Raw genomic sequence first — 23,186 nt, forward strand, 5'->3', positions numbered from 1 at the left:
GGTGGTTACAGAAGTATTCGGTGGAGCGGTAGTTCAGTCGGTTAGAATACCTGCCTGTCACGCAGGGGGTCGCGGGTTCGAGTCCCGTCCGTTCCGCCACTTATTAAAAGCCCTGAGCTAACGCTCAGGGCTTTTTTCTTATCTGTCATTTGATTGTTGCGAAATTAGCAAAAATCCTCTGCGTTTTACGATCTTTTTCGTCATAACAACTACAGCGATAATCTTCCTCAGTTTACGAACATAACGATTGAGGAATCATATGACTATCCCTGCACTGGGTCTGGGCACTTTTCGCCTGAAAGACGATGTTGTTATTGCATCTGTTAAAACCGCACTCGAGTTGGGCTATCGTGCTATTGATACGGCGCAGATTTATGATAACGAAGCTGCCGTAGGCCAGGCCATCGAAGAGAGTGGCGTACCGCGCGACGAACTTTTCGTCACCACTAAAATCTGGATTGAGAATCTCAGCAAAGACAAGCTGATCCCAAGCCTGAAGGAAAGTCTGAAAAAGCTGCGTACTGATTATGTTGATCTGACGCTGATCCACTGGCCATCTCCTGATGATGCCGTCTCTGTGGAAGAGTTTATGCAAGCGCTGCTGGAAGCAAAAGAGCAAGGCTTAACGCGTGAAATTGGCATCTCTAACTTCACCATCCCGTTGATGGAAAGGGCCATCGCCGCAGTGGGTAAAGAGAATATTGCTACCAACCAAATTGAACTCTCTCCTTACCTGCAAAACCGCAAAGTCGTGGACTGGGCGAAACAGCATAGTATTCACATCACCTCGTACATGACGCTGGCATATGGTAAGGCGCTGAAAGATGAAGTGATTGCGCGCATCGCTGAGAAACACAATGCGACAGCCGCACAGGTGATCCTGGCATGGGCGATGGGTGAGGGCTATGCCGTGATCCCGTCTTCAACCAAACGTGAAAACCTGGCAAGTAACCTGTTAGCGCGGGATCTCCAGCTTGATGATGAAGATAAAAACGCGATCGCTGCACTGGAATGCAACGATCGTCTTGTCAGCCCGGAAGGGTTAGCACCAGACTGGGATTAATAAAAACCCTCCCTCTGTACCTTTAAACCCTCACACAGCTCCTCCGGGAGCTGTTTTTATATGTTCGCTAAGGAAGTCGATAAAAGCGCGTATGCGCGTACTTACCGCTCTGTCACTGTAATACACTGCGCTAAAAGGCATCTCTACAGGTAAGCGTTTGTCAGCCATCAGTTCTACAAGCTGACCCGCAGCTATTTCCTTATCAATCATATAGTCTGATAAACAGGCGATCCCATTTCCTTCAAGACAAAGCTGTTTCAGCGTTTCTCCGCTATTAGACGAAAGTCCGCAGGTGATCTCATGAAGTTGTCCGTCATGACAGGCTACGGGCCAGGTGTTCAGCGAGACAGGTTCCGTAAAGCCCAGGCACAGGTGCTGCTTCAGCTCCTCAACGGTCTCCGGTTTGCCATGCTCTGCAATATATTGCGGTGACGCGATCATTTTGCGATAGCTGGTGAACAGAGGGCGAGCGCGTAAGCTTGAATCCGTCAGGGTTCCGGCGCGGATCGCCACATCCACTTTACGCTCAATAAGATTGATAAACGTTTCCGAGGAGACCAGAGACAGGGTCATCTCCGGGTAGCGCTCACGAAAGGGCTTAATCAGCGGCATCAAAAAATGAAGCACGACCGGCGTAGCCGCATCGATGCGCAGCAATCCGCGCGGAGTGCTACGCGTCTCCATTATTTCCGTCTCAGCTGCCGCCATCTCCTGCAAAACGGATTGTACGCGGCGAAAATAACGTTCGCCTTCTTCCGTCAGGCTGAGTTGCCGCGTTGTTCTGTTGAGCAGACTCACTCCGAGCTTCATCTCCAGCTTTTTCACCGAGCGGCTGATGGCGGAGTTCGCCTGCCCGAGCTGTTCGGCCGCACGGCTGAAGCTGCCGCTTTCAACAACGGCAACAAAGATAGTCAGCTCTTCCGATGTGGCTTTCATTATTGCATCATCCGCAAAATTCTATTGAGATTCTAACCATTTTTGTTATTTAAACACTGGCGCATACTGCCTGTCATCTTAATCCTGAAGAGATGGAGTATTTATGCCACTGGCGCTTCTTGCCCTGACGATCAGTGCCTTCGCAATTGGCACGACCGAATTTGTTATTGTAGGACTTGTTCCCACCATTGCTGAACAACTCGCCATTTCGCTGCCTTCTGCCGGGCTGCTGGTATCTATTTACGCGTTAGGCGTCGCTGTTGGGGCGCCTGTGCTGACCGCACTGACTGGGCGCTTTGCGCGTAAAAAACTGTTAGTTGCCCTGATGGTGCTCTTCACCGCCGGCAATATTCTGGCGTGGCAGGCTCCGGACTACACCACGCTGGTCATCGCCCGTTTGCTGACTGGCCTCGCGCACGGTGTCTTCTTCTCCATCGGTTCCACGATTGCAACCAGCCTGGTGCCAAAAGAGAAAGCGGCGTCAGCCATTGCGATTATGTTTGGCGGCTTAACCGTTGCGCTGGTCACCGGCGTGCCGTTAGGAACGTTTATTGGGCAACATTTTGGCTGGCGAGAAACCTTCCTCGCGGTATCGCTGTTGGGCGTGATTGCTCTGGTAGCCAGCCTGCTGCTGGTACCCTCCAGTATTCCGGGGCGCGCGAGCGCCAGCCTGAGCGATCAGGTTAAGGTTCTCACACACCCGCGCCTGCTGCTGATCTATGCCGTTACGGCTCTGGGTTATGGAGGTGTGTTCACTGCGTTCACTTTCCTTGCACCGATGATGCAGGAACTGGCTGGTTTTTCTCCGGGCGCAGTGAGCTGGATTTTACTGGGCTACGGTATCTCCGTCGCAATCGGCAATATCTGGGGCGGCAAACTTGCGGATAAGCATGGTGCGGTACCGGCGCTGAAATTCATTTTCGCCGCGCTGGTTGTCCTGCTGATGATTTTCCAGTTCACCGCGTCGATACAATACGCCGCGCTGGTAACCGTGTTGGTTATGGGAATATTCGCGTTTGGTAACGTACCGGGATTGCAGGTCTATGTTGTACAGAAAGCCGAACGCTATACGCCCAATGCGGTGGATGTCGCATCCGGCCTGAATATCGCCGCATTCAATATCGGCATCGCACTCGGATCGGTTATCGGCGGGCAGACGGTTGAACACGTTGGATTAACCCAAACGCCATGGATTGGTGCGGTAATTGTGCTTGTCGCTTTCCTCCTTATTGGTCTGAGTGGACGGCTTGATAAACCCGCTCGTGTCGCGCTTGGGTAAGTATCAGTAAGTGCTTGCTTACAAAACTGGAAAGCGGTTTCTCAGTAATTGCGTTGAAAGTGTGACCTAAAATCCCTATAACATTAGAACCAGTCCGTTTTCCGGGCTGGTTCATGTTACAGAGGCCGTTTCCAAAAGTGCGAAAAAATACCTATGCCATGCGTTATGTTGCCGGAATGCCCGCGGAGAGGATCTTGCCTCCGGGGTCGTTTGCGAGCCTGGGTCAGGCATTACCAGCGGGTACGCCATTAAGCAGTGACGAAAAAATTCGCGTACTGGTGTGGAACATCTTTAAACAACAGCGTGCGGAGTGGTTATCCGTACTTCAAAATTTTGGTAAAGATGCGCATCTGGTTCTGTTACAGGAGGCGCAAACCACGCCTGAGCTGGTCAGGTTTGCAACGACAAACTATCTTGCAGCCGATCAGGTGCCTGCCTTTGTTCTGCCACAGCATCCTTCTGGGGTGATGACCCTTTCAGCCGCACATCCGGTCTATTGCTGCCCGCTGCGTGAACGTGAGCCGATCCTGCGTCTGGCAAAATCGGCGCTGGTCACAGTCTATCCGTTGCCCGACACCCGTCTGCTGATGGTGGTAAACATTCATGCGGTGAACTTCAGCCTCGGTGTTGATGTGTACAGTAAGCAGTTACTTCCCATTGGCGATCAGATTGCTCATCACAGTGGGCCGATCATTATGGCAGGGGACTTCAATGCCTGGAGCCGTCCGCGTATGAACGCGTTGTACCGCTTCGCGCGTGAAATGTCGCTGCGTGAAGTTCGTTTTAACGATGACCAGCGCAAGAAAGCGTTTGGTCGTCCTCTCGATTTTGTCTTCTATCGGGGTTTAAGCGTGCACGACGCCTCCGTTCTGGTGACGCGCGCCTCCGATCATAATCCTCTACTAGTTGAATTCAGTCCCGGCAAACCTGATAAATAATGGTGCGTCAGGTCTGCCGTGGGGCAGGCCTGTGCGGGTGCTGCCCTTTATTTTTTAACCCATAAAAGGACAGCAACATGACAACAACACACTCCCATCATGACAACGTCGAAAAACAGTTTGGTTCGCAGGCAAGTGCCTACCTGAGCAGCGCCGTGCACGCCTCTGGCCGCGACCTGGTGCGTCTCGGCGAGCGGCTCGCCGCGTTTCCTGACGCGCACGTGCTGGACTTAGGCTGCGGGGCAGGGCATGCCAGTTTTACCGCCGCAGAGCAGGTTGCTCAGGTGACGGCGTATGACTTATCGAGCCAGATGCTCGATGTGGTCGCTGAAGCGGCGAAAGCGAAAGGACTGAATAACGTCACGACGCGCCAGGGCTACGCTGAATCATTACCCTTTGAGGATGCATCGTTTGAGGTTGTGATTAGCCGTTACTCTGCACACCACTGGCATGATGTGGGGCAGGCATTACGGGAAGTGAAACGCGTACTCAAACCGGGCGGAATCTTCATCATCATGGACGTGATGTCTCCCGGACATCCGGTACGAAATATCTGGCTCCAGACGGTTGAAGCGCTGCGTGATACCTCGCACGTGCAAAACTACTCCAGTGGAGAGTGGCTTACGTTTATCACCGAAGCCGGCTTGATTTCACGCTCATTGATAACCGACCGTTTGCCGCTGGAGTTTGCGTCATGGATTGCGCGGATGCGCACCCCCGAGGCATTAACTCAGGCGATCCGATTGTACCAGGAGAGCGCCTCTGCTGATGTGAAGGCGTACTTTGAGCTGCATGACGATGGTTCGTTTACTAGCGACACCATTATGGCTGAAGCGCAAAAAGCAGGATAAACAAAAAAGGCACCGAGGGGAATCGGTGCCTTTTTAACAAGCGAACGTACTATCAGGAATCTGGCGTAGCGCTGTTTTTCACAAACAACGTCAGCTGGTCGCCAGGTTGCAGGTTGTCAGTATCGTTGTTCCAGCGCATCACATCTTTGATGTTTACGCCGTGACGCTTAGCAATACTGGACAGCGAGTCGCCTTTACGTACGCGATAGGTAATGCTATCGCTGTTTTTAGCGAGACGCTGTGCGCTGCTACCTGCACCTACGTTCAGCGTTTGACCCACTTTCAGACCAGATCCGCGCAGATTATTCCACTGCTGGAGATCTTTCGCATTCACGCCAAGACGTGATGCAATACCTGAAAGCGTATCACCTGAACGCACCTTATAGCTGCGGCTGCTTACAGGCGACGTATCAGCGATCAGCGTGGACTGAACGGCTGCGATTTCACCCGAAGCTAAAGACTCTCGTAACTGTTCCGCATGTTTCTGCGGAACCATCACATAGCGTGGGCCACTAGCACCCAGCGTGGAGCCTTTAACACCTGCATTAAAGGTTTTAAGCTTACTTACCGACATACCCGTCATATCGGCAACCTGTTGAATATCAACCGGGCTGCTGAGGCGGACACGCGCCAGTGCACGACTTTCGTCTGGTGTTGGCAGTTGTACACCGTAACGTTTGCTGTTCTTGAGAATGTCACTCAGTGCCAGCATTTTCGGTACGTAAATCTTTGTTTCCTGTGGCAGTGAGAGCGACCAGAAGTCTGTGGATTTTCCACGCGCTTTATTCGCTTTCATTGCCTTCAGTACACGACCTTCACCACTGTTATACGCCGCGACAGTCAATAACCAGTCGCCGTCAAACATCTTGTTCAGACGTTGCATCATGTCGAGAGCGGCTGTCGTTGAAGCGACAACATCACGACGCGCATCGTAGTTGCGGGTCTGCTTTAAACCATAATTTCGCCCTGTGCTCGGAATGATCTGCCAGATGCCTGCTGCATTGGCGCCAGACGTCGCGTGCGGGTCAAAAGCGCTCTCCACTATGGGTAGTAGTACCAGTTCCATAGGCATGTTACGTTTCTTAACTTGCCCGGCTATCCAGTACATATACGGCTCTGCCCGTAATGTTACATCGTGGAGATAGCTCTTATTTCTCAAATACTTCTGTTTCTGTTCGCGAATCCGGCTGTTTTCCGAAATTCCCATCTTTAGCTCGTCGCCAATAGAGGCCCACAAGTCTTGTTCCTGCGCGAAGGATGTCCCATCGTCCAACCATCGCGCCTGACTCGTAAACTTCCCTGCTTCCCCTTGACCAGCCGCAGAAAGGCTCTGTGCGTGCTGTTGTACGTTGCTGCCGTTTTGTGACTGGCAACCTACAAGCAGGACAGAGGCGAGTAATATCGCTTTTGCCTTCATGTGTGTGTCAATAGTTGCTTAAAAGACGAGCGATGATAACGGCGAAATTTTGAAAAGGCAACCCGCAATTATCTGAAGTTATCTTTCTTTGACCTTAACCATGCAAATCGCGCTTCAGGTTGTAACAAATTTGTTTCTTGATTAATTTTATTAATTAAATCAACATCATCAGTTCTTAAAAATAAATTAATTTGTCGTTCATTTTTCAGAATTACGGGGAGTGTTTTTTGGTTTTTTGCACGTAACTCCTTCACTTTCAGGTAATAATCCTGAATCGCCCGATCCTCAGGCAGCACGCTTGCAGCAAACTTCATATTCCCTAATGTATACTCATGTGCGCAACAAATTACGGTGTCGGCTGGAAGCGCATTAATTTTTTGTAAAGATTGATACATCTGTTCTGGCGTGCCTTCAAACAGCCTTCCACAGCCGCCAGAAAACAGCGTGTCGCCACAAAAAAGATAAGGTTTGCTGTAGAAACAGAGATGACCGGAAGTGTGACCTGGCGTAGCAAATACGGAAAACTCCCACCCGAGGATGAGGATACTTTCGCCTTCTTCGACAAATTGCGTCGTACCCTTATCCTGTGTCTCTGCCGGTCCGTAGACGGGAAGATGAGGATAGCGCGCAAGGAGATCGGGAACACCGCCGACATGATCGTGATGGTGATGGGTAAGTAGGATCGCTTCAGGCTGCCAGCCGTTTTCTTTTATCGCGTGCAGGATCGGTGCGGATTCGCCTGGATCAACAATGATGCATCTGCGATCGTCGTCGACTAAAACCCAGATGTAATTGTCCTGAAAGGCGGAAATACTGATAAGATTCATGCATTACCTCTTATAGCGTGGCGGGTGTTTTGATGAAACCGGCAAGGATACCTCAGACTGTCGCACCACCGGAACGTTGGGCAGAGTTGCCCTGGGGTGAATATTATCGCGAGGCCTTAGAACTTCAGCTTAAACCCTGGCTCGCGAAAATGTATGGTTTTCACCTGCTTAAGATTGGCAATCTGAGCGCAGAAATCAATACCGAAAGCTGCGCTATCTCGCATCAGGTTAGCGTATCGCTTAATGGCTCCCCGGTTCAGGTGAAAGCGGATCCGCTGCATTTGCCGTTTGCGGAAAAATCCATTGATGCCTGTCTGCTCGCCCATACGCTGCCCTGGTGCAGCGATCCCCATCGTCTGCTGCGGGAAGCCGACCGCGTTTTGATTGATGACGGCTGGCTGATCCTGAGCGGTTTTAATCCGCTGAGTCTGATGGGGCTACGTAAACTGACGCCCGTTCTGCGCCGCACGCCGCCCTATAACAGCAGGATGTTTACCATGATGCGCCAGCTGGACTGGCTTTCACTGTTAAATTTCGAAGTGCTGAGCTATGGGGGTTTTCAGGTCATTCCCTGGACGCGTAAAGGCGGGGTCTTATTAAGCACCCATTTACCCGCGCTGGGCTGCATGCAATTTATTGTCGCGCGTAAGAGGACGATCCCCCTTACGCTCAACCCAATGAAGCAAAGCAAATCAAAAACGCGGATCCGCCAGACCGTGGGGGCCACGCGGCAGTACAAAAAACCGTGATCAGGATTCAGGTTGATAACCTGCATCCTCATGGGTTGGGTTGGATGCCGCCGCGCGAGCCAGCTCGTCACAGCGTTCGTTTTCAGGATGACCGGCGTGCCCCTTTACCCACTCCCATTTGATTTCGTGCTGACCGAGGGCGGCATCAAGACGCTTCCAGAGATCGACATTCTTGACCGGTTTTTTCTCTGCCGTTTTCCAGCCGCGTTTTTTCCAGTTGTGGATCCATTGGGTAATGCCCTGGCGGACATACTGGCTGTCGGTACTCAGCACCACGTCGCAATGTTCTTTTAACGCTTCCAGCGCCACGATGGCCGCCATCAACTCCATGCGGTTGTTGGTGGTCAGGAAATAGCCTTCACTAAAGGTTTTTTCATGCTGGCGATAGCGCATAATGGCACCATAGCCGCCGGGCCCTGGGTTACCGAGACAAGATCCATCGGTGAAAATTTCTACCTGTTTACGCATCTCTGGTAGACTTCCTGTATTTGAAACGTTCAGTAAAACGATAAGTCTGACATAAATGACCGCTATGAGCACTGCAATTACTCGCCAGATTGTTCTCGATACCGAAACCACCGGTATGAACCAGATTGGCGCCCACTACGAAGGGCATAAAATCATTGAGATTGGTGCCGTTGAAGTGGTGAACCGTCGCCTTACGGGCAACAACTTCCACGTTTACCTTAAACCCGATCGGCTGGTGGACCCGGAAGCGTTCGGCGTTCACGGAATTGCCGATGAGTTTTTGCTGGATAAGCCCACCTTTGCCGACGTCGCAGATGAATTTCTCGACTACATCAGAGGTGCGGAACTTGTCATTCATAACGCGTCGTTCGATATCGGCTTTATGGACTATGAGTTCAGCAAGCTCAACCGTGATATTCCGAAGACGAATACGTTCTGTAAAGTCACGGATAGCCTGGCGCTGGCAAGGAAGATGTTCCCCGGCAAGCGTAACAGCCTTGATGCCCTGTGCTCTCGCTATGAGATAGACAACACCAAGCGAACGCTGCACGGCGCGTTGCTCGATGCCCAGATCCTGGCCGATGTCTACCTGACCATGACCGGCGGGCAAACGTCGATGAAATTCAGTATGGAAAATGAATCCCAGCAGACGCGAGATGAAGGGGGAATTCAGCGCATTGTGCGTCAGGCGAATCGCTTACGGGTCGTTTTAGCCAGTGATGAAGAGTTGATGAATCACGAGTCTCGTCTTGATTTGGTGCAGAAGAAGGGCGGGAGCTGTCTGTGGCGCGCCTGAAAAGGTGCCGAAACGTTTGTTAATTCATCGTTTGGGTGATTTTTGCAGCAAACGATTCAAAAGTTAAGAAAAAGCGTTGACGAGTTCAGAGTCAAACCGTAATATTCGCCTCGTTCCCCACACGGGAACAGTGGAGCGGTAGTTCAGTCGGTTAGAATACCTGCCTGTCACGCAGGGGGTCGCGGGTTCGAGTCCCGTCCGTTCCGCCACTATTCAGGCCCACGTTACTTGTAACGTGGGCCTTTTTGTTTTTCCTCTTTCTCATGTTTTCCTTAATTTCTGCTCTGGCACATCTGCTGAAAATCATATTTATACCATTCTGTTTTTTGTATTTAATCAATTCTAATCCGCTTAAAAATAGTGTAGGTTAATTACATCATTTCCCTCCTCTTATAATTCTGTTTTCACGTCATTCTTAATAACCCTCTGGTGTTAACTATTCTTAATCCTGCGTAGATTCTCTCGTGGTTTTTTCCTACCTCTATAAAGAAACCAGTCATGCTATTTTTGAGCATCATGTCAATAGACTCTATGGGCGTGAATTATGTAAGGAAGGCATAAGAGCATGGCACTAAAGGATGTATTCACGCCGATGTGCATATGTCCTTAATTTAGCATTGAATTTCACCAAGGACTTTAAGTATGACTGAAAATAAGGTCATTTTAGCGGTCAACAACGGAGACGGTAAAACGCGGTTGTTGACAGCAGATGCAGGCCGTACGGTTAAGGTAAAGCTTATCCCCGGCAATAAATATTTGCTGAAAAATGTGAATGACGACTTTGCGCCAGAAAATATTACGCTTCAACGCGTTGGCAAAGCGTTACATATTATTCAGGAAGGCGACACACAGCCCAGCATTATTATTGAAAATTATTTTGACGGCGATTCGAAAAACCCAACCCTGATGGGTATGGCCGAAGATGGATTGCTTTATGCCTATATCCCTTTGTCTGGTGAAAGCTACGATAATGGCTATCTCATGGCTGAAGGTGGTCTGGCTCCGGTTGCCCTGGGCGGTGAACCGTTAGGCGCCGGTGGGCCTCTTTTGTCTGCCCCGGACGACGAAAATGACATGCTGTTTGGCATGTTAGGGTGGTTTGCGCTTGCGGCGGCAGGTGTTGGCGCTGCGTTTGCTCTGTCCGAACTGGACAAGGATGAAAGCGATAGCCAGCCCGCCCCCGAAAAACCGAGCATTGGCAAGGCTGTGGATGATGAAGGCTCGATTAAAGGACCGCTTAAGTCCGGAGACGTGACTGATGACTCAACGCCTTCATTAATCGGTAAAGGCAAGCCGGGCGATACCATCCATATCATCGATAATGATAAGGAAATTGGCTCCGTCATCGTCGACGACGAAGGCGAATGGAGCTATACGCCGGATAAGCCGCTGGGCGACGGTGAACATGACCTCTCCGTTGTGGTTGAAGATCCGGACGGCAACATGAGCCCGCCGTCTGACCCCATTACCATCGTGGTTGATACCGTTGCGCCAGATGCGCCAACGATTGAGCACATCATGGATAAAGTGGGTAAAGTCACCGGCGAGATCCTTGAAGACGCTTACACCGACGATCCAAAACCGGAGATGAGCGGTACCGGTGAAGCGGGCGCGACGATTACCATTTACGATAACGGTAAAAAGATCGGCGAAACCAGCGTTAACGACGACGGTCGTTGGTATTTCAAACCTTCAGAAAACCTGACTGACGGCAACCACAGCATCACGGTTAGCCAGACGGATAAAGCGGGTAACGTCAGCGAGCCTTCTGATGAACGTGATTTTATTGTTCTTACGGAACCTCCGGGGAAAGCAGAAACGCCGTCAGTTATTGACGACAACGGTCCGGTAACGGGTCCGCTTAAGCCGGGTGACGTGACGGATGACACTAAACCTTCATTCAGCGGTGAAGGCACGCCGGGCAATACCATCGTTATCAAGGATAACGACAAAGAGATCGGCTCCGTTATCGTCGATGACGAAGGGAAGTGGACCTACACGCCTGAGAAAGATCTCAGCGAGGGTGAGCATAACGTTGAGGTGATTGAAGAAGATCCGCTGGCTAATGTCGGCCAACCCTCCGATCCGATCCAGATCATTGTCGATACCACGCCGCCGGCAAGACCGGACAGGGTCGATGCTGAAGATAATACCGGTCCGATTACCGGCCAGCTGAAGGGCGGCGACGTCACTGACGAAACGCGTCCGGTATTCAGCGGTAAAGGTGAACCGGGCGACACCGTGACCATTTATGATGGTGATGAAGTTCTGGGCTCTACCGTCATCGATGACGAAGGCAACTGGTCGCTGAAACCGGAGAAACCGCTGGGCGAAGGCGATCACAGCATCACCGTTACGCAAACGGATAAGGCGGGCAATACCAGCGACCCCTCGGAAGCGCTGGAGTTTGAAGTTGACACTACCGCGCCTGATGCTTCAGCAGATGTTCTGAAAATTACCGCCGTAGCGGATGACGTAGGCGATCGTCAGGGCAACGTTGCCAGCGGTGAAATCACCGATGACAGCAAGCCGCTCATTAGCGGTATCGGCGAAGCGGGCAATACCGTCTATGTCTATACCACCGACGCCTCCGGTAAACACCTGATTGGTTCAGCGGTTGTGGGTAGCGATGGCACCTGGAGCCTGACGCCTGAAACCCCACTGACGGAAGGTTTGAACCAGCTGACGCTGGAGACACAGGATCCGGCGGGTAACCGCGTTGCGGGCGATGCACCGTCTTACGACATCAACCTCCTGATCCCGATCAGCACTCAGCCGTCCATCAACAGCGTGGTGGACAATTCAGAACCACACGTTGGCCCGCTGCAAAAAGGCGACGCCACCAACGATACCACGCCAACCCTGAGCGGCAGCGCTGCGCCGGGTGACATCGTGTCGATCCTCGACAACGGTAAGGTGATTGGCTCCGTCACGGCGGACAGCAACGGCAAGTGGACGTTCACTCCGGACGCCGCGCTGGCTTATGGCAAGCACACCTTCACCGTCACTGCGACTGACGCAGCGGGCAACTCGCGCACCAGCGGCAGCTTCCCGATCGTGATTGACACTGCGGCACCATCTCCGGCAGAAAATATCGTTATCAATGATAACGTGGGCGACAAGCAGGGACCGGTAGGTTCAGGCGACACCACAGACGATCAGTCCCCGACCCTGAGTGGCGAAGCCGAGCCGGGCAGCGTGGTGGACATCTATGATAACGACGAGAAGATCGGTTCCGTCATCGTTGATGACGAAGGTAAATGGTCCTATACGCCAGACAAACCGCTGGATAAAGGCGATCATGAGATCACCACTACCGTAACCGATCCGTCTGGCAACACCAGTGAACCGTCGCCGGGGATCTCCTTCACCGTCGACCCTGATCCAAACCAGGTTACCGTGGGTGAAGTGGTGGATGATCAGGGCCCGATCGTGGGCAACCTAAAGCCGGGCACCGTGACCGATGATGTTCGCCCTGAACTGAGCGGTAAAGGTAAGCCAGGCAGCACCGTGACCATTAAAGATGGCGACGACGTGCTGGGCTCCACCGTGGTGGATCCGGACGGCAACTGGACGTTCACGCCAGAGCAGGATCTGGCTGACGGCAATCACAGCCTGACCGTGGTGTCCAAAGATCCGGCGGGTAACGAGGTGACCTCACCGTCCTTCGATATCACCGTCGATGCGACCGCGCCGGAAAAACCTGTGCTGGGATCCGCAACGGATGACGTGGGCACTATTCGCGGCGATCTGAGCAACGGCAGCACCACCGACGACGCAAACCCAACCTTCAACGGCTCTGCAGAGCCGGGCAGCCGTGTCGATATTTACGACAACGGTGAGCATATTGGTTCGACGATTGCGGACGATAAAGGCGCCTGGCAGTTCACGCCAACTACGCCTCTGCCAGAAGGTGAGCACCATATCACCACTACCGCAACGGATGAAGCGGGCAACACCGGTCCGGAATCGGATGATTTTGTGCTGGTGACCGACTACACCCCACCTGTAGCAACCGGCGATGTGCTGAACATTACGTCCGTAATGGATGATGTCGGCGGCCGTCAGGGTAACGTGGCCAGCGGTGAAATCACCGATGACAGCAAACCGGTTATCAATGGTATTGGTGAAGCGGGAAGCACCGTCTTTGTTTACAGCACGGATGCTAACGGCAAACATCTGCTGGGCTCAGCCGTAGTCAACAGTGAAGGCACCTGGACGCTGGCGCTGGATACACCGCTGGTGGAAGGGCTTAATCAGCTGACGCTCGAAACGCAGGATGCCGTTGGTAACCGCGTGGCGGGTGAAGCACCGTCTTATGATATTACCGTTCTGATCCCGGTCAGCACCGAGCCGTCCATCAACAGCGTGGTGGACAACGCCGAGCCGCACGTCGGCCCAATGCAGAAAGGCGAAACCACCAACGACACCACCCCAACCCTGAGCGGCAGCGCTGCACCGGGCGACGTTGTGTCTATCCTCGACAACGGGAAAGTGATTGGCACCGTCAAGGCGGATAGCAGCGGTAAGTGGTCGTTCACCCCGGATACCGCGCTGGCGGATGGTCAGCACACCTTCACCGTCACGGCGACTGACGCAGCGGGCAACGCGCGCACCAGCGGTACCTTCCCGATCGTGATCGATACTGCGGCACCGTCTCCGGCAGAAAATATCGTTATCAATGATAACGTGGGCGACAAGCAGGGGCCGGTAGGCGACGGTGACACCACCGACGACCAGTCTCCAACCCTGAGCGGTGAAGCCGAGCCGGGCAGCGTGGTGGACATCTACGACAACGACGAGAAGATCGGTTCCGTCATCGTTGATGACGAAGGTAAATGGTCCTATACGCCAGACAAGCCTCTGGCTAAAGGCGATCATGAGATCACCACTACCGTGACCGATCCGTCTGGCAACACCAGCGAACCGTCACCGGGGATCTCCTTCACCGTCGATCCTGATCCAAACCAGGTCACCGTGGGCGAAGTGGTGGACGATCAGGGGCCGATCGTGGGTAACCTGAGGCCGGGCAACGTGACCGATGATGCGCGTCCGGAACTGGGCGGTAAAGGCAAGCCGGGCAGCACCGTAACCATCATGGATGGCGACGATGTACTGGGCTCCACCGTGGTGGATCCGGACGGCAACTGGACGTTCACCCCAGAGCAGGATCTGGCCGATGGCGATCACAGCCTGACCGTGATTTCCAAAGACCCGGCCGGAAACGACGTGACCTCTCCGTCCTTTGATATCTCTGTCGATACCGTGGCACCGGAAAAACCGGTTGTCGGCCTTGCGACAGATGACGTGGGTTCCAGCCGTGGCGATCTGAGCAGCGGCAGCACCACCGACGATGCGAACCCAACCTTCAAAGGTTCCGCAGAGCCGGGCAGCCGTGTCGATATCTATGATAACGGGGAGCTGATTGGTTCTACCGTGGTGGACGAAAATGGCGGCTGGCAATTTACGCCAACCACCGCGCTGCCAGAGGGTGAGCACCATATCACCACTACCGCAACCGATAAGGCCGGTAACACGGGTCCGGAATCAGATGATTTTGTACTGATCACCGACTACACCGCGCCTGACGCGAGCAAAGTGGCGATCACCGAAGTCTACGACGACGTGAACACCGCAGGCGTGATTGCCTCCGGCGAAGAAACCGACGATAACCGTCCGCTGATCAAGGGTACCGGCGCAGAGCCGGGCAACACCATCACCGTCTACAACGGCGACAAGGTGATTGGCACCGCGAAGGTGCAGGCCGACGGCACCTGGTCCCTGGAGCCGACCACGCCGCTGCCGGACGGCAGGTACACCCTGACGGCGAAAGAGACCGACGGCGTGGGCAACGTCTCCGGTCCGTCCGGCGAGTACATCATCAACGTGGCCACCGTGCCGCCGCAGGCACCGACGCTGGACACCGTCTATGACGACGTGGCACCGCACGCGGACTACCTGCAGAAGGGCGACGTCACCAACGACACCACTCCGACCCTGAGCGGCAGCAGCGGCGTGATCGGCGGCACCATCAGCATCTACGATAACGGCCGCCTGATCGGCACCGCCACCGTGGGCAGCAACGGCAGCTGGAGCTTCACGCCGGATACGGCGCTGGCTGACGGCAGCCACAGCTTCACCGCCACCGTCACCGACGGCGTGGGGCGCACCAGTGAGCCAACCGGCGGCTTCGGTATCGTTATCGATACAAAAGCACCGGACGCAGCCTCTGACCTGCTGGTCACCGACAACGTCGGTGCGTACCAGGGCCCGGTCGTGAGCGGCGACACCACCGATGACAACACCCCGACCCTGAGCGGCAGGGCCGAGCCGGGCAGCACGGTGAACATCATCGACAACGGCCAGGTTATCGGCTCCACGAAGGTGAACCCGGACGGTACATGGAGCTTCACCCCGGATCAGGCGCTCTCCAACGGCGAGCACGACCTGACCACCACCGTCACCGATCCGTCAGGCAACACCGGGCCGGAAGGGTCGCACGTGGTCATCACCGTTGACGTGGTCCCGGGCAAGGTGGAAATCACCGGCGTGACCGACGACGCCGGCAGCGTGACCGGCAGCCTGTCCCAGAACGCGGTCACCGACGACACCCGTCCGCAAATCAGCGGCACGGCGAAGGCGGGCAGCACCGTAACCATCATGGACGACAGCAACGTGCTGGGCACCACCACCGCGGGCGCGGACGGCGCCTGGAGCTTCACGCCGAGCGTGGATCTGGGCCGCGGCGAGCACACCTTCACCGCCACGGCGAAGGATCCGATGGGTAATGAGTCAGCCAGCAGCAGCTGGACCGTGACCATCGATACCGATGCGCCGGTGAAGCCGACCATCGACGCGGCGCTGGACGACGTGGGCAGCGTGCAGGCTAACCTGGCGAACGGCGGCACCACCGACGATCCGACCCCGACCCTGAGCGGCAAGGCGGAAGCGGGCAGCACCGTGAAGATCTACGATCAGAACGGCCTGCTGGGCGAAGTGACGGCGAAGGCCGACGGCACCTGGAGCTTCTCACCGACGGCGAAACTGCCGGAAGGTGAGCACCGCTTCCACGTGACGGCGACGGACAGGGCGGGTAATACCAGCGCAGCGTCCGACGATTTCGTGCTGAACCTGGACTACACCGCACCAGAAGCAAGCAAAGTGAGCATCACTGACGTGGTGGATGACTTTGGTTCTGTGACCGGCTCCGTGACGTCAGGCGGTAAGACTGACGATAACACGCCGCTGATCAAAGGCACTGGCGCGGAAGCGGGCAACACCATCACCGTGTACAACGGCGACAAGGTGATTGGCACCGCCAAAGTACAGGCTGACGGCACCTGGGAGCTTCAGGTCACGAAAGCCCTGCCTGACGGGACTTACAACCTGACGGTGAAAGAGACCGACAGCGTGGGTAACACCACGGCGGCTTCACCGGAATACATTATTCAGATCGATGCAGGCGGTCAGCCGCTGCCACCGACCCTGAGCAGTGTCGAAGATGACGTCGCGCCGCATACCGGTCCATTGCAGAAGGATGCGACAACCAACGACAACACCCTGCTTCTGACCGGTACTGCGGAAGCCAACGTGACGGTTCGCATTTATGGCGGCCCGAACGGTACCACCCTGCTGGGTGAAACCAAGGCCGATGCCCAGGGCAAATGGAGCTTCAACACGCCGAAACTGGCGGACGGCGTTCATACGTTTGTCGCGGAAGCGATTAACGACATTGGTCAGGTAAGCCCGCAGACTGGCGGCTTCCCAATCACGGTTGATACCAGCGCGCCGGGTGAGGTCACAGGCTTTATCGTGAGCGATAACGAAGGTCCGAAGACCGGCGTATTGGCTAATGGCGACACCACTGACGATGCGACGCCGACCATCAGCGGTAAGGCAGAGCCAGGCAGCGTTGTTCACGTCTACGTGAACGGCCAGGAAAACGGTACTGCGGTTGCAGACGCGAACGGTAACTGGACCTACACCACCGGTTCTCTGGCGGATGGAGAATACACCTTCACCGCGCGTGCTGAAGATTCAGCAGGCAATCTGGGAGCTGAAAATGCCGGTGTTACCGTCACGCTTGATACCTCCAGCGTTCCGGTCACCATCGTTCGCGTGATGGACGATAAAGGCAGCGTCACGGGTGAAATGAAGGCGAACGACGTCACTGACGACGCGCGTCCGGAAATTATCGGTAAGGCGAAAGCAGGCAGCACTGTCACCATCATGGATGGCAACGTGGTGTTGGGCAGCGTCAAGGCCGATGCCAGCGGCAACTGGGTATTTACGCCTACCAGCGATCTGGGCGATGGCGTACACAACATTACGGCAACCGCGAAAGATCTGACGGGTAAAGAGGATACCTCCAGCACCTTCAGCTTCGAAATTGACAGTAAAGCACCGAATCGTCCGAGCATTGATTACGCGGAGGATCAGGTGGGTACCGTTAAGGACGACCTGAACAGCAACGATGTCACTGACGATCCGCAGCCGATCCTGCACGGTACGGCTGAAGCGGGCAGCACCGTCAATATTTACACCGTTGACGGCACCCTGCTGGGTTCAGTCACCGCGAACAGCAACGGGGCATGGAACTTCAAGCCGGGCAGCAAGTTACCTGAAGGGAAAAACACCTTCTACGTGACGGCCACGGATGAAGCCGGCAACGTCAGCGACAAGTCTGCGGACTTTATTCTGACTACCGACTACACCGCGCCGGATGCGAGCAAAGTGACCATTGATTCCGTCACGGATAACGTGGGTAACGTTCAGGGGATTGTTGCAGATGGCGGCGTTCTGGACGATTCACGTCCGGTAATTCGCGGCTCTGGTGCGGAAGTAGGCAACGTTATTACCGTGTACACCACGGATAAAGACGGCAACACCAAAGTACTGGGCACCACCACGGTCGATCAGAACGGCAAATGGGAACTGACGCCATCTGAATCGCTGTACGGTGATTCCATCAACCAACTGACCGTGACGGAAACCGATCGCGTTGGCAACGTGGCGAAACCGGCTGACAGCTATGACGTCATTATGTCCGACACGCCGGATGCGCCAGCGATCCTTAACGTTCTGGACGATACCGGCACAACCGTTATCAACCTGGCCAACAATGCGTTGACCAAAGACGATACGCCAACCCTGAAAGGAACGGCGGACGGTGCTGCGGGCGATACTATCACCATTTACAACGGCAGTCAGGTTGTAGGTAAAACAACGCTGAACAGCGATGGCACCTGGAGCTTCACGCCATCTCCGGCACTGGCTGACGGTAGCTACACCTTTACGGTGACCAATACCAACAGCGCGGGTCAGGAGAGCGATCGCAGCGGTTCGTTTACGGTAACCATTGATTCAACAGCGCCGAATCCGGTTTCCGGACTGCAGGTGTCTGACGATCAGGGTGCCTGGAAAGGTCAGTTGACCGACGGTATGACCACCGACGACAACAAGCCAACCTTCACCGGTAAAGCGGAGCAGGGCAGCACGGTTACTATCTATGATAATGGCCAGGCGATGGGTACCGTCACCGTCACCAACCCAGACGGTAGCTGGCAGTTCACGCCGTCCACGCCGCTGGTTGATGGCGAACACCAGTTCGCGACCCAGGTAACGGATCCGGCAGGTAACGCCAGCGCGATCGTTGACGATATCACCGTTAACGTCTCTACGGGCGCAAGCTATCTGCAGCTGCTGCAGGTGGTGGATGATGTCCAGGAAGCGGGTGGTTCTCGCGTGCTTCGCGATGGTGAAGTCACCAACGACAGCCAGGTACAGCTGGTCGGTAAGGCGACGGCGGGCAGTACCATTATCATCACCGACGTGGGTGGCGTTCAGCTGGGCACCGTGAAAGCGGATGCCAACGGTAACTGGGAATTCACGCCGACGAGCAGCCTGAGTGATGGCGCGCACACGCTGCGCATCACCGGGACCGACCCGTCCAATAACCCGCTCACGCCGATCGACTTTGATCTGGTTGTGGATACGGTTGCGCCTGTCGCACCGGCTATCACCGATGTGCTGGACGACGTCAACCCGGTTCAGGGTTCCGTTGCTCACGGCAAGCCGACCAACGACACCACGCCGGAAATCACCGGTACGGCAGAGAAGGGAAGCACGGTGAATGTGTACCATCAGGTGGATGCGACAACCCGCATTCTGCTGGGTACCGCCGTTGCCGATAGCACAACGGGTCAGTGGACGCTACAAATCACTGACGCGAACAAGCTGGCTGAAGGCACCTGGAATCTGGTCGCAACCTCCACGGACGCGGCGGGCAACGTCAGTACGCCGAGCAACACCTGGACAATTGTTGTCGATACCACCGTGTCTGACGCGGTTATCAACATCAGCTCTGTCTCGGAAGACCGTGGCGCTTCAGATACTGACTTCATTACCAGCGATAACACGCTGTTGATTAACGGTGAGCTGAACAAAGCCCTGCAGGCGGACGAGTGGGTTGAGATTAGCCTCGACAACGGTGTGACCTGGACGCGTGCCTCAACGGTAACCGGCACATCCTGGACTGTGGATATGCAGAGCACGCCGCTGAACGATGGTGCTTACACCATTCAGGCGCGCGTGGTGGATAACGCCGGTAACGTCGGCAGCACCGATTCTCAGGCGCTGCAGGTGGCATCGGGCGGCAGTGACATGAACGGTCTGTCTACGACAACCAAAGTGACTACCGATACCAGCCATGGTCTGACGACCGGGGATCACTTCAGCCACGCGGCAACGGCAACCAACGGCGACATGGTCACCCGTGACCGTACGGTGACCATCAGCGGCAACCTGAGCGCGGCGCTGCAGGCGGGCGAACATCTGCAGATCTCTCTGGATAACGGAAAGACCTGGAAAACGCTGGCGCTCAACGGCCAGAGCTGGAGCTATGAACTGCCGGAAGCGACGGCAAGCACCACCCACAGCTTCAAGCTGCAGGTGATTGACGTTGCGGGTAACCCGGGTACGAACACGAACTTTGCCGATAGCTACAACGTGGTTATCGATCTGGATTCTCCGAACGGTATTACCGGGGCGCCAGATGTGCCGCAGCACACCACCACAGGAGATTCGTTCACCTTCTCCAGCGGTCAATACGGTCGTGTTGAAGCGGGGGCGATTATCTCGCTGGTGAGTGACGTCAACAACAACGGGACATATCAGGAAGGTCTGGATCAGGTCATTGGCTTCGTGAAGGCTAACGCTGACGGCTCCTGGAGTCTGAATACGTCGCTGCCTTCTGGCGCACATAACCTGGCCTTTGTGGTCTGGGATGAAGCGGGTAACCGCTCAAGCATGAGCGCCAGCACCAGTACAGGTGTCACCGAAGGTGGCGGCAGTACGCTGATTGAACAAACCTGGGGGGGAACGACCGATGCGGATAGCCGCGGTTTGAACGCCGCTGCGGTGACCATCAGTCAGGACGGTTTGTGGTCATTCTTCCAGAGTGCTCGCGGCACTTCTGGTACAGCAACCGCTAACGCCGGACGTGTCTATGACTCCGTCACGCGTGAAGACTACGATTCAACGTACCTTGCCCAACCGTCAACTGAAAACGGTGCGGGTTACGACGTAGATAGCACGTCATACAGCCGTTATGTTAACTCCGCAGCCTTTGCGGACATTAACCGCGATGGCTATGCCGACGTCATGTCTCAGATCAGTAGCTATAGTAACGCGGGTCGTACCGCCTACTGGCTGCAGAACGCAGACGGTAGTTACTCCGCGAAGGCGCTGGATCAGGGCACCCTGAACCACCTCGGCGGCGTGATTTCCTATGACCGTGAAGGTGATGGCTATCTGGACTTTGTGCTGGGTGACTCCGAAGCAGACTCCATTTCGTTCATCAAAAATACGCAGGGCACGCTGAGTTACGAGGATAATTCCGGCTTCTCTGACGGACATCCTGGCGGGGCACTGCCAACGTCGCTGAGTGTGCTGCACGAAGTAGGGGCTGTGGATATCGATAACAACGGTACCGTAGATATTACGGCACATATCGACTACAACGGCGCTGGCAACCTCGTCGGCAACAACTCCCGCGGTCTGGGTATCTTGTATAACCAGACTACCGGGACGTCGAAGACCAACTTCGGTGAAGTTGGCTACTACGCGAACGTGTTCCGTGACGATGGCCATGAAGACTACGGTAACTTGTCTATCTCCATGACCTATGCGGATTACAACAACGATGGTTGGCTGGATCTGTTCCTGAGCCGTGGTTCGAAGGGGGGCAGTAACAGCGACGAGAGCCGTATCTATCTGAACGATGGTACCGGTAAGCTCAATGCAACGGACAGCCAGGCGCAGTGGTTTGGCGATAACGTTGATGGCGGCACGTCGCTGGCAGTGGACTGGAACCACGACGGTAAGATGGACATCATCGAAGTGCCACGCTCTGGCGTGACTGGCTCGCCAATGTTGTATACCAATACCGGTAGTAACAACTGGGGCGCCAATAAAGTCAGCCTGACAGGTAGCACGACGTTCAACAACATGACGGGTGCCGTCGCACTCGACTATGACTGGGACGGTTCGATGGACCTGGTGCTGTACCGCTCTGGCGCGGATGCTGATGTCGTGGCAAGAGACGACGCGGGACGCACGATGCTGGTGAAAAACACCAATATCGCGGCGGACGGCACGAGCCTGCAGATCCGTATTGTTGACGGCAACGGCATCAATACCTTCTACAGCAACACCGTGAAGTTATACAACTCAGCGGGCGAGCTTGTGGCAACCCAGTTGATTAACCCGCAGTCCTCTGGTTCAAGCAACAGCATGGGTCTGGTGAGCTTCTTCGGGCTGGATCCGAATGAAGTTTACTCCGTGCAGATGCTGCGCATTACCGACGGTGAAGCGGATCACGTTGGCGCAACGAGCAGCATTGGTGGTTACACCAACGGTACGGTAAATGAGAGCTGGGGTGGCCTGACAACAGGTAAAGCCCATGACTCCTACGTACTGACGGCGGAAAGCGGCAATGCGGCAAACAACACCTCTGGCAACAGCGGGATCGTCGGGACGGGCTATAACGACACCTTCTTCGGTTCTGCAGGCAACGACACCTACAACGGTGGCGGCGGCTGGAACCAGATTGTGAGCGGTAAGCCGGTCTGGAGCGAAACTGCCGGTATGGACGTTGTTGACTATAGCCGTTCAACTACTGCGATCAACGCGAACCTGTGGACAGGTACTGCAACCGGTAACGGCACCGATAAACTCCTCAATATCGAGGGTCTCTTAGGTTCCAGCCAGCAGGATACGTTTACGGATAACTCCGCAAATAACCTGTTCGATGGTCGCGGTGGCAATGACGCCTTCTACCTGGTCAACGGCGGTAACGACACGCTGATGTACAACGTGCTGGAAGGAATGACCAACGACAGCACCGGCGGCAACGGGCACGACACTATCCACGGCTTCAAGGTGGGTAATCTGGTGAAAGACAGTGATGCAGACCTGCTCGATATGAGCGAGCTGCTTGACTATAAGGGCTCTATCTCCTTCTTCGAGGACGATGGAAAACTGGAGCTGGATTACTCCTCCCGCGGCGTGCTGGATTACGTCAAGGTGGAAGTTGTCGGAAGCGATACCGTGATCAGTATCGACCGTGACGGTCAGGGCGGACAGCATGGATTTACTCAGGTTGTCACGCTGGCTGATGTTCAAACCGATCTGGTTACGCTGCTGCAGAATAACCAAATAATGATGTAACCCAGTAAAACCCGCCATCTTCGGATGGCGGGATTTCTGCGCATCTCTGTTGTTTTACGATCAATCACTGGGTTAATCGGGAATTTGATAAATGAAAGTAACCCCTCGGAATTTTAAAAAAATTAATCTGGCGT

Annotated in this window: 11 protein-coding genes and 2 tRNA genes; 9 read left to right on the forward strand and 4 right to left on the reverse strand. The window is 54.8% G+C overall.

Translation table 11 applies throughout. The annotated features are described in order from the left end of the window. Positions 1–22: 22 nt before the first annotated feature. Positions 23–99: transfer RNA gene (locus ACOTX1_RS19900), tRNA-Asp, on the forward strand. 160 nt (positions 100–259) lie between these two features. Continuing rightward, entirely contained in the window at positions 260–1,063 is an 804-nt protein-coding gene (gene dkgB, locus ACOTX1_RS19905) for a 2,5-didehydrogluconate reductase DkgB (RefSeq protein ID WP_023315437.1), read from the forward strand. A gap of 30 nt (positions 1,064–1,093) precedes the next feature. On the opposite strand, the gene yafC is transcribed toward dkgB, so the two are convergent. After that, positions 1,094–1,999: a DNA-binding transcriptional regulator YafC gene (yafC, locus tag ACOTX1_RS19910; RefSeq protein ID WP_023315438.1), complete on the reverse strand. Its 906-nt coding sequence runs from the start codon at positions 1,997–1,999 to the stop codon at positions 1,094–1,096. A gap of 103 nt (positions 2,000–2,102) precedes the next feature. Here yafC and ACOTX1_RS19915 point away from each other — a divergent pair, with 103 nt between their 5' ends. The 3 genes from ACOTX1_RS19915 to ACOTX1_RS19925 all read left to right on the forward strand — a co-directional run bounded on the left by ACOTX1_RS19915 (position 2,103) and on the right by ACOTX1_RS19925 (position 5,067). Next, positions 2,103–3,278, forward strand: coding sequence for an MFS transporter (locus ACOTX1_RS19915; RefSeq protein ID WP_003863248.1), 1,176 nt, complete (start codon positions 2,103–2,105; stop codon positions 3,276–3,278). Between the two features lie 137 nt (positions 3,279–3,415). Continuing rightward, positions 3,416–4,216 (forward strand): endonuclease/exonuclease/phosphatase family protein, encoded by an 801-nt coding sequence (locus ACOTX1_RS19920; protein ID WP_003863247.1) that lies wholly within the window; start codon positions 3,416–3,418, stop codon positions 4,214–4,216. A gap of 77 nt (positions 4,217–4,293) precedes the next feature. Next, on the forward strand, positions 4,294–5,067 hold the full coding sequence (locus ACOTX1_RS19925) for a class I SAM-dependent methyltransferase (RefSeq protein ID WP_003863245.1): 774 nt from the start codon (positions 4,294–4,296) through the stop codon (positions 5,065–5,067). 52 nt (positions 5,068–5,119) lie between these two features. Here ACOTX1_RS19925 and mltD read toward each other — a convergent pair whose 3' ends face one another. Both mltD and gloB read right to left on the reverse strand, forming a co-directional pair. After that, positions 5,120–6,484: a murein transglycosylase D gene (gene mltD, locus ACOTX1_RS19930; protein ID WP_023315440.1), complete on the reverse strand. Its 1,365-nt coding sequence runs from the start codon at positions 6,482–6,484 to the stop codon at positions 5,120–5,122. A 68-nt stretch (positions 6,485–6,552) separates the two neighbouring features. Then, on the reverse strand, positions 6,553–7,311 hold the full coding sequence (gene gloB, locus ACOTX1_RS19935; RefSeq protein ID WP_023315441.1) for a hydroxyacylglutathione hydrolase: 759 nt from the start codon (positions 7,309–7,311) through the stop codon (positions 6,553–6,555). 32 nt (positions 7,312–7,343) lie between these two features. On the opposite strand from gloB, the gene ACOTX1_RS19940 reads away from it, so the two are divergent. Next, positions 7,344–8,060 (forward strand): class I SAM-dependent methyltransferase, encoded by a 717-nt coding sequence (locus ACOTX1_RS19940; RefSeq protein ID WP_017383714.1) that lies wholly within the window; start codon positions 7,344–7,346, stop codon positions 8,058–8,060. Here ACOTX1_RS19940 and rnhA read toward each other — a convergent pair whose 3' ends face one another. Next, complete coding sequence (gene rnhA / locus ACOTX1_RS19945; RefSeq protein WP_160840538.1) at positions 8,061–8,639, reverse strand: ribonuclease HI; 579 nt, start codon at positions 8,637–8,639, stop codon at positions 8,061–8,063. Between rnhA and dnaQ the strand changes: the two genes are divergently transcribed. The 3 genes from dnaQ (at position 8,593) to ACOTX1_RS19960 (ending at position 23,052) form a co-directional block, all read left to right on the forward strand. Next, positions 8,593–9,324 carry a DNA polymerase III subunit epsilon gene (gene dnaQ / locus ACOTX1_RS19950; protein ID WP_057979995.1) on the forward strand — a complete coding sequence of 244 codons (732 nt, stop codon included), beginning with the start codon at positions 8,593–8,595 and terminating at the stop codon, positions 9,322–9,324. The genes rnhA and dnaQ overlap by 47 nt on opposite strands. A 132-nt stretch (positions 9,325–9,456) precedes the next feature. Continuing rightward, positions 9,457–9,533 (forward strand) — tRNA-Asp (locus ACOTX1_RS19955). 433 nt (positions 9,534–9,966) lie between these two features. Beyond that, positions 9,967–23,052, forward strand: a complete 13,086-nt coding sequence (locus ACOTX1_RS19960; RefSeq protein WP_421766865.1) for an Ig-like domain-containing protein — start codon at positions 9,967–9,969, stop codon at positions 23,050–23,052. Positions 23,053–23,186 lie beyond the last annotated feature (134 nt).

The sequence above is a fragment of the Enterobacter cloacae complex sp. IR5401 genome, assembly GCF_049238425.1.
GTDB classification, from domain to species: Bacteria; Pseudomonadota; Gammaproteobacteria; order Enterobacterales; family Enterobacteriaceae; genus Enterobacter; species Enterobacter hormaechei_C.

Excerpts from the sequence above, each read along its gene's own strand:
- dkgB (WP_023315437.1), top strand. The coding sequence starts at position 260 with ATGACTATCCCTGCACTGGGTCTGGGCACTTTTCGCCTGAAAGACGAT.
- yafC (WP_023315438.1), bottom strand. The coding sequence starts at position 1,999 with ATGAAAGCCACATCGGAAGAGCTGACTATCTTTGTTGCCGTTGTTGAA.
- ACOTX1_RS19915 (WP_003863248.1), top strand. The coding sequence starts at position 2,103 with ATGCCACTGGCGCTTCTTGCCCTGACGATCAGTGCCTTCGCAATTGGC.
- ACOTX1_RS19925 (WP_003863245.1), top strand. The coding sequence starts at position 4,294 with ATGACAACAACACACTCCCATCATGACAACGTCGAAAAACAGTTTGGT.
- mltD (WP_023315440.1), bottom strand. The coding sequence starts at position 6,484 with ATGAAGGCAAAAGCGATATTACTCGCCTCTGTCCTGCTTGTAGGTTGC.
- gloB (WP_023315441.1), bottom strand. The coding sequence starts at position 7,311 with ATGAATCTTATCAGTATTTCCGCCTTTCAGGACAATTACATCTGGGTT.
- ACOTX1_RS19940 (WP_017383714.1), top strand. The coding sequence starts at position 7,344 with ATGAAACCGGCAAGGATACCTCAGACTGTCGCACCACCGGAACGTTGG.
- dnaQ (WP_057979995.1), top strand. The coding sequence starts at position 8,593 with ATGAGCACTGCAATTACTCGCCAGATTGTTCTCGATACCGAAACCACC.
- ACOTX1_RS19960 (WP_421766865.1), top strand. The coding sequence starts at position 9,967 with ATGACTGAAAATAAGGTCATTTTAGCGGTCAACAACGGAGACGGTAAA.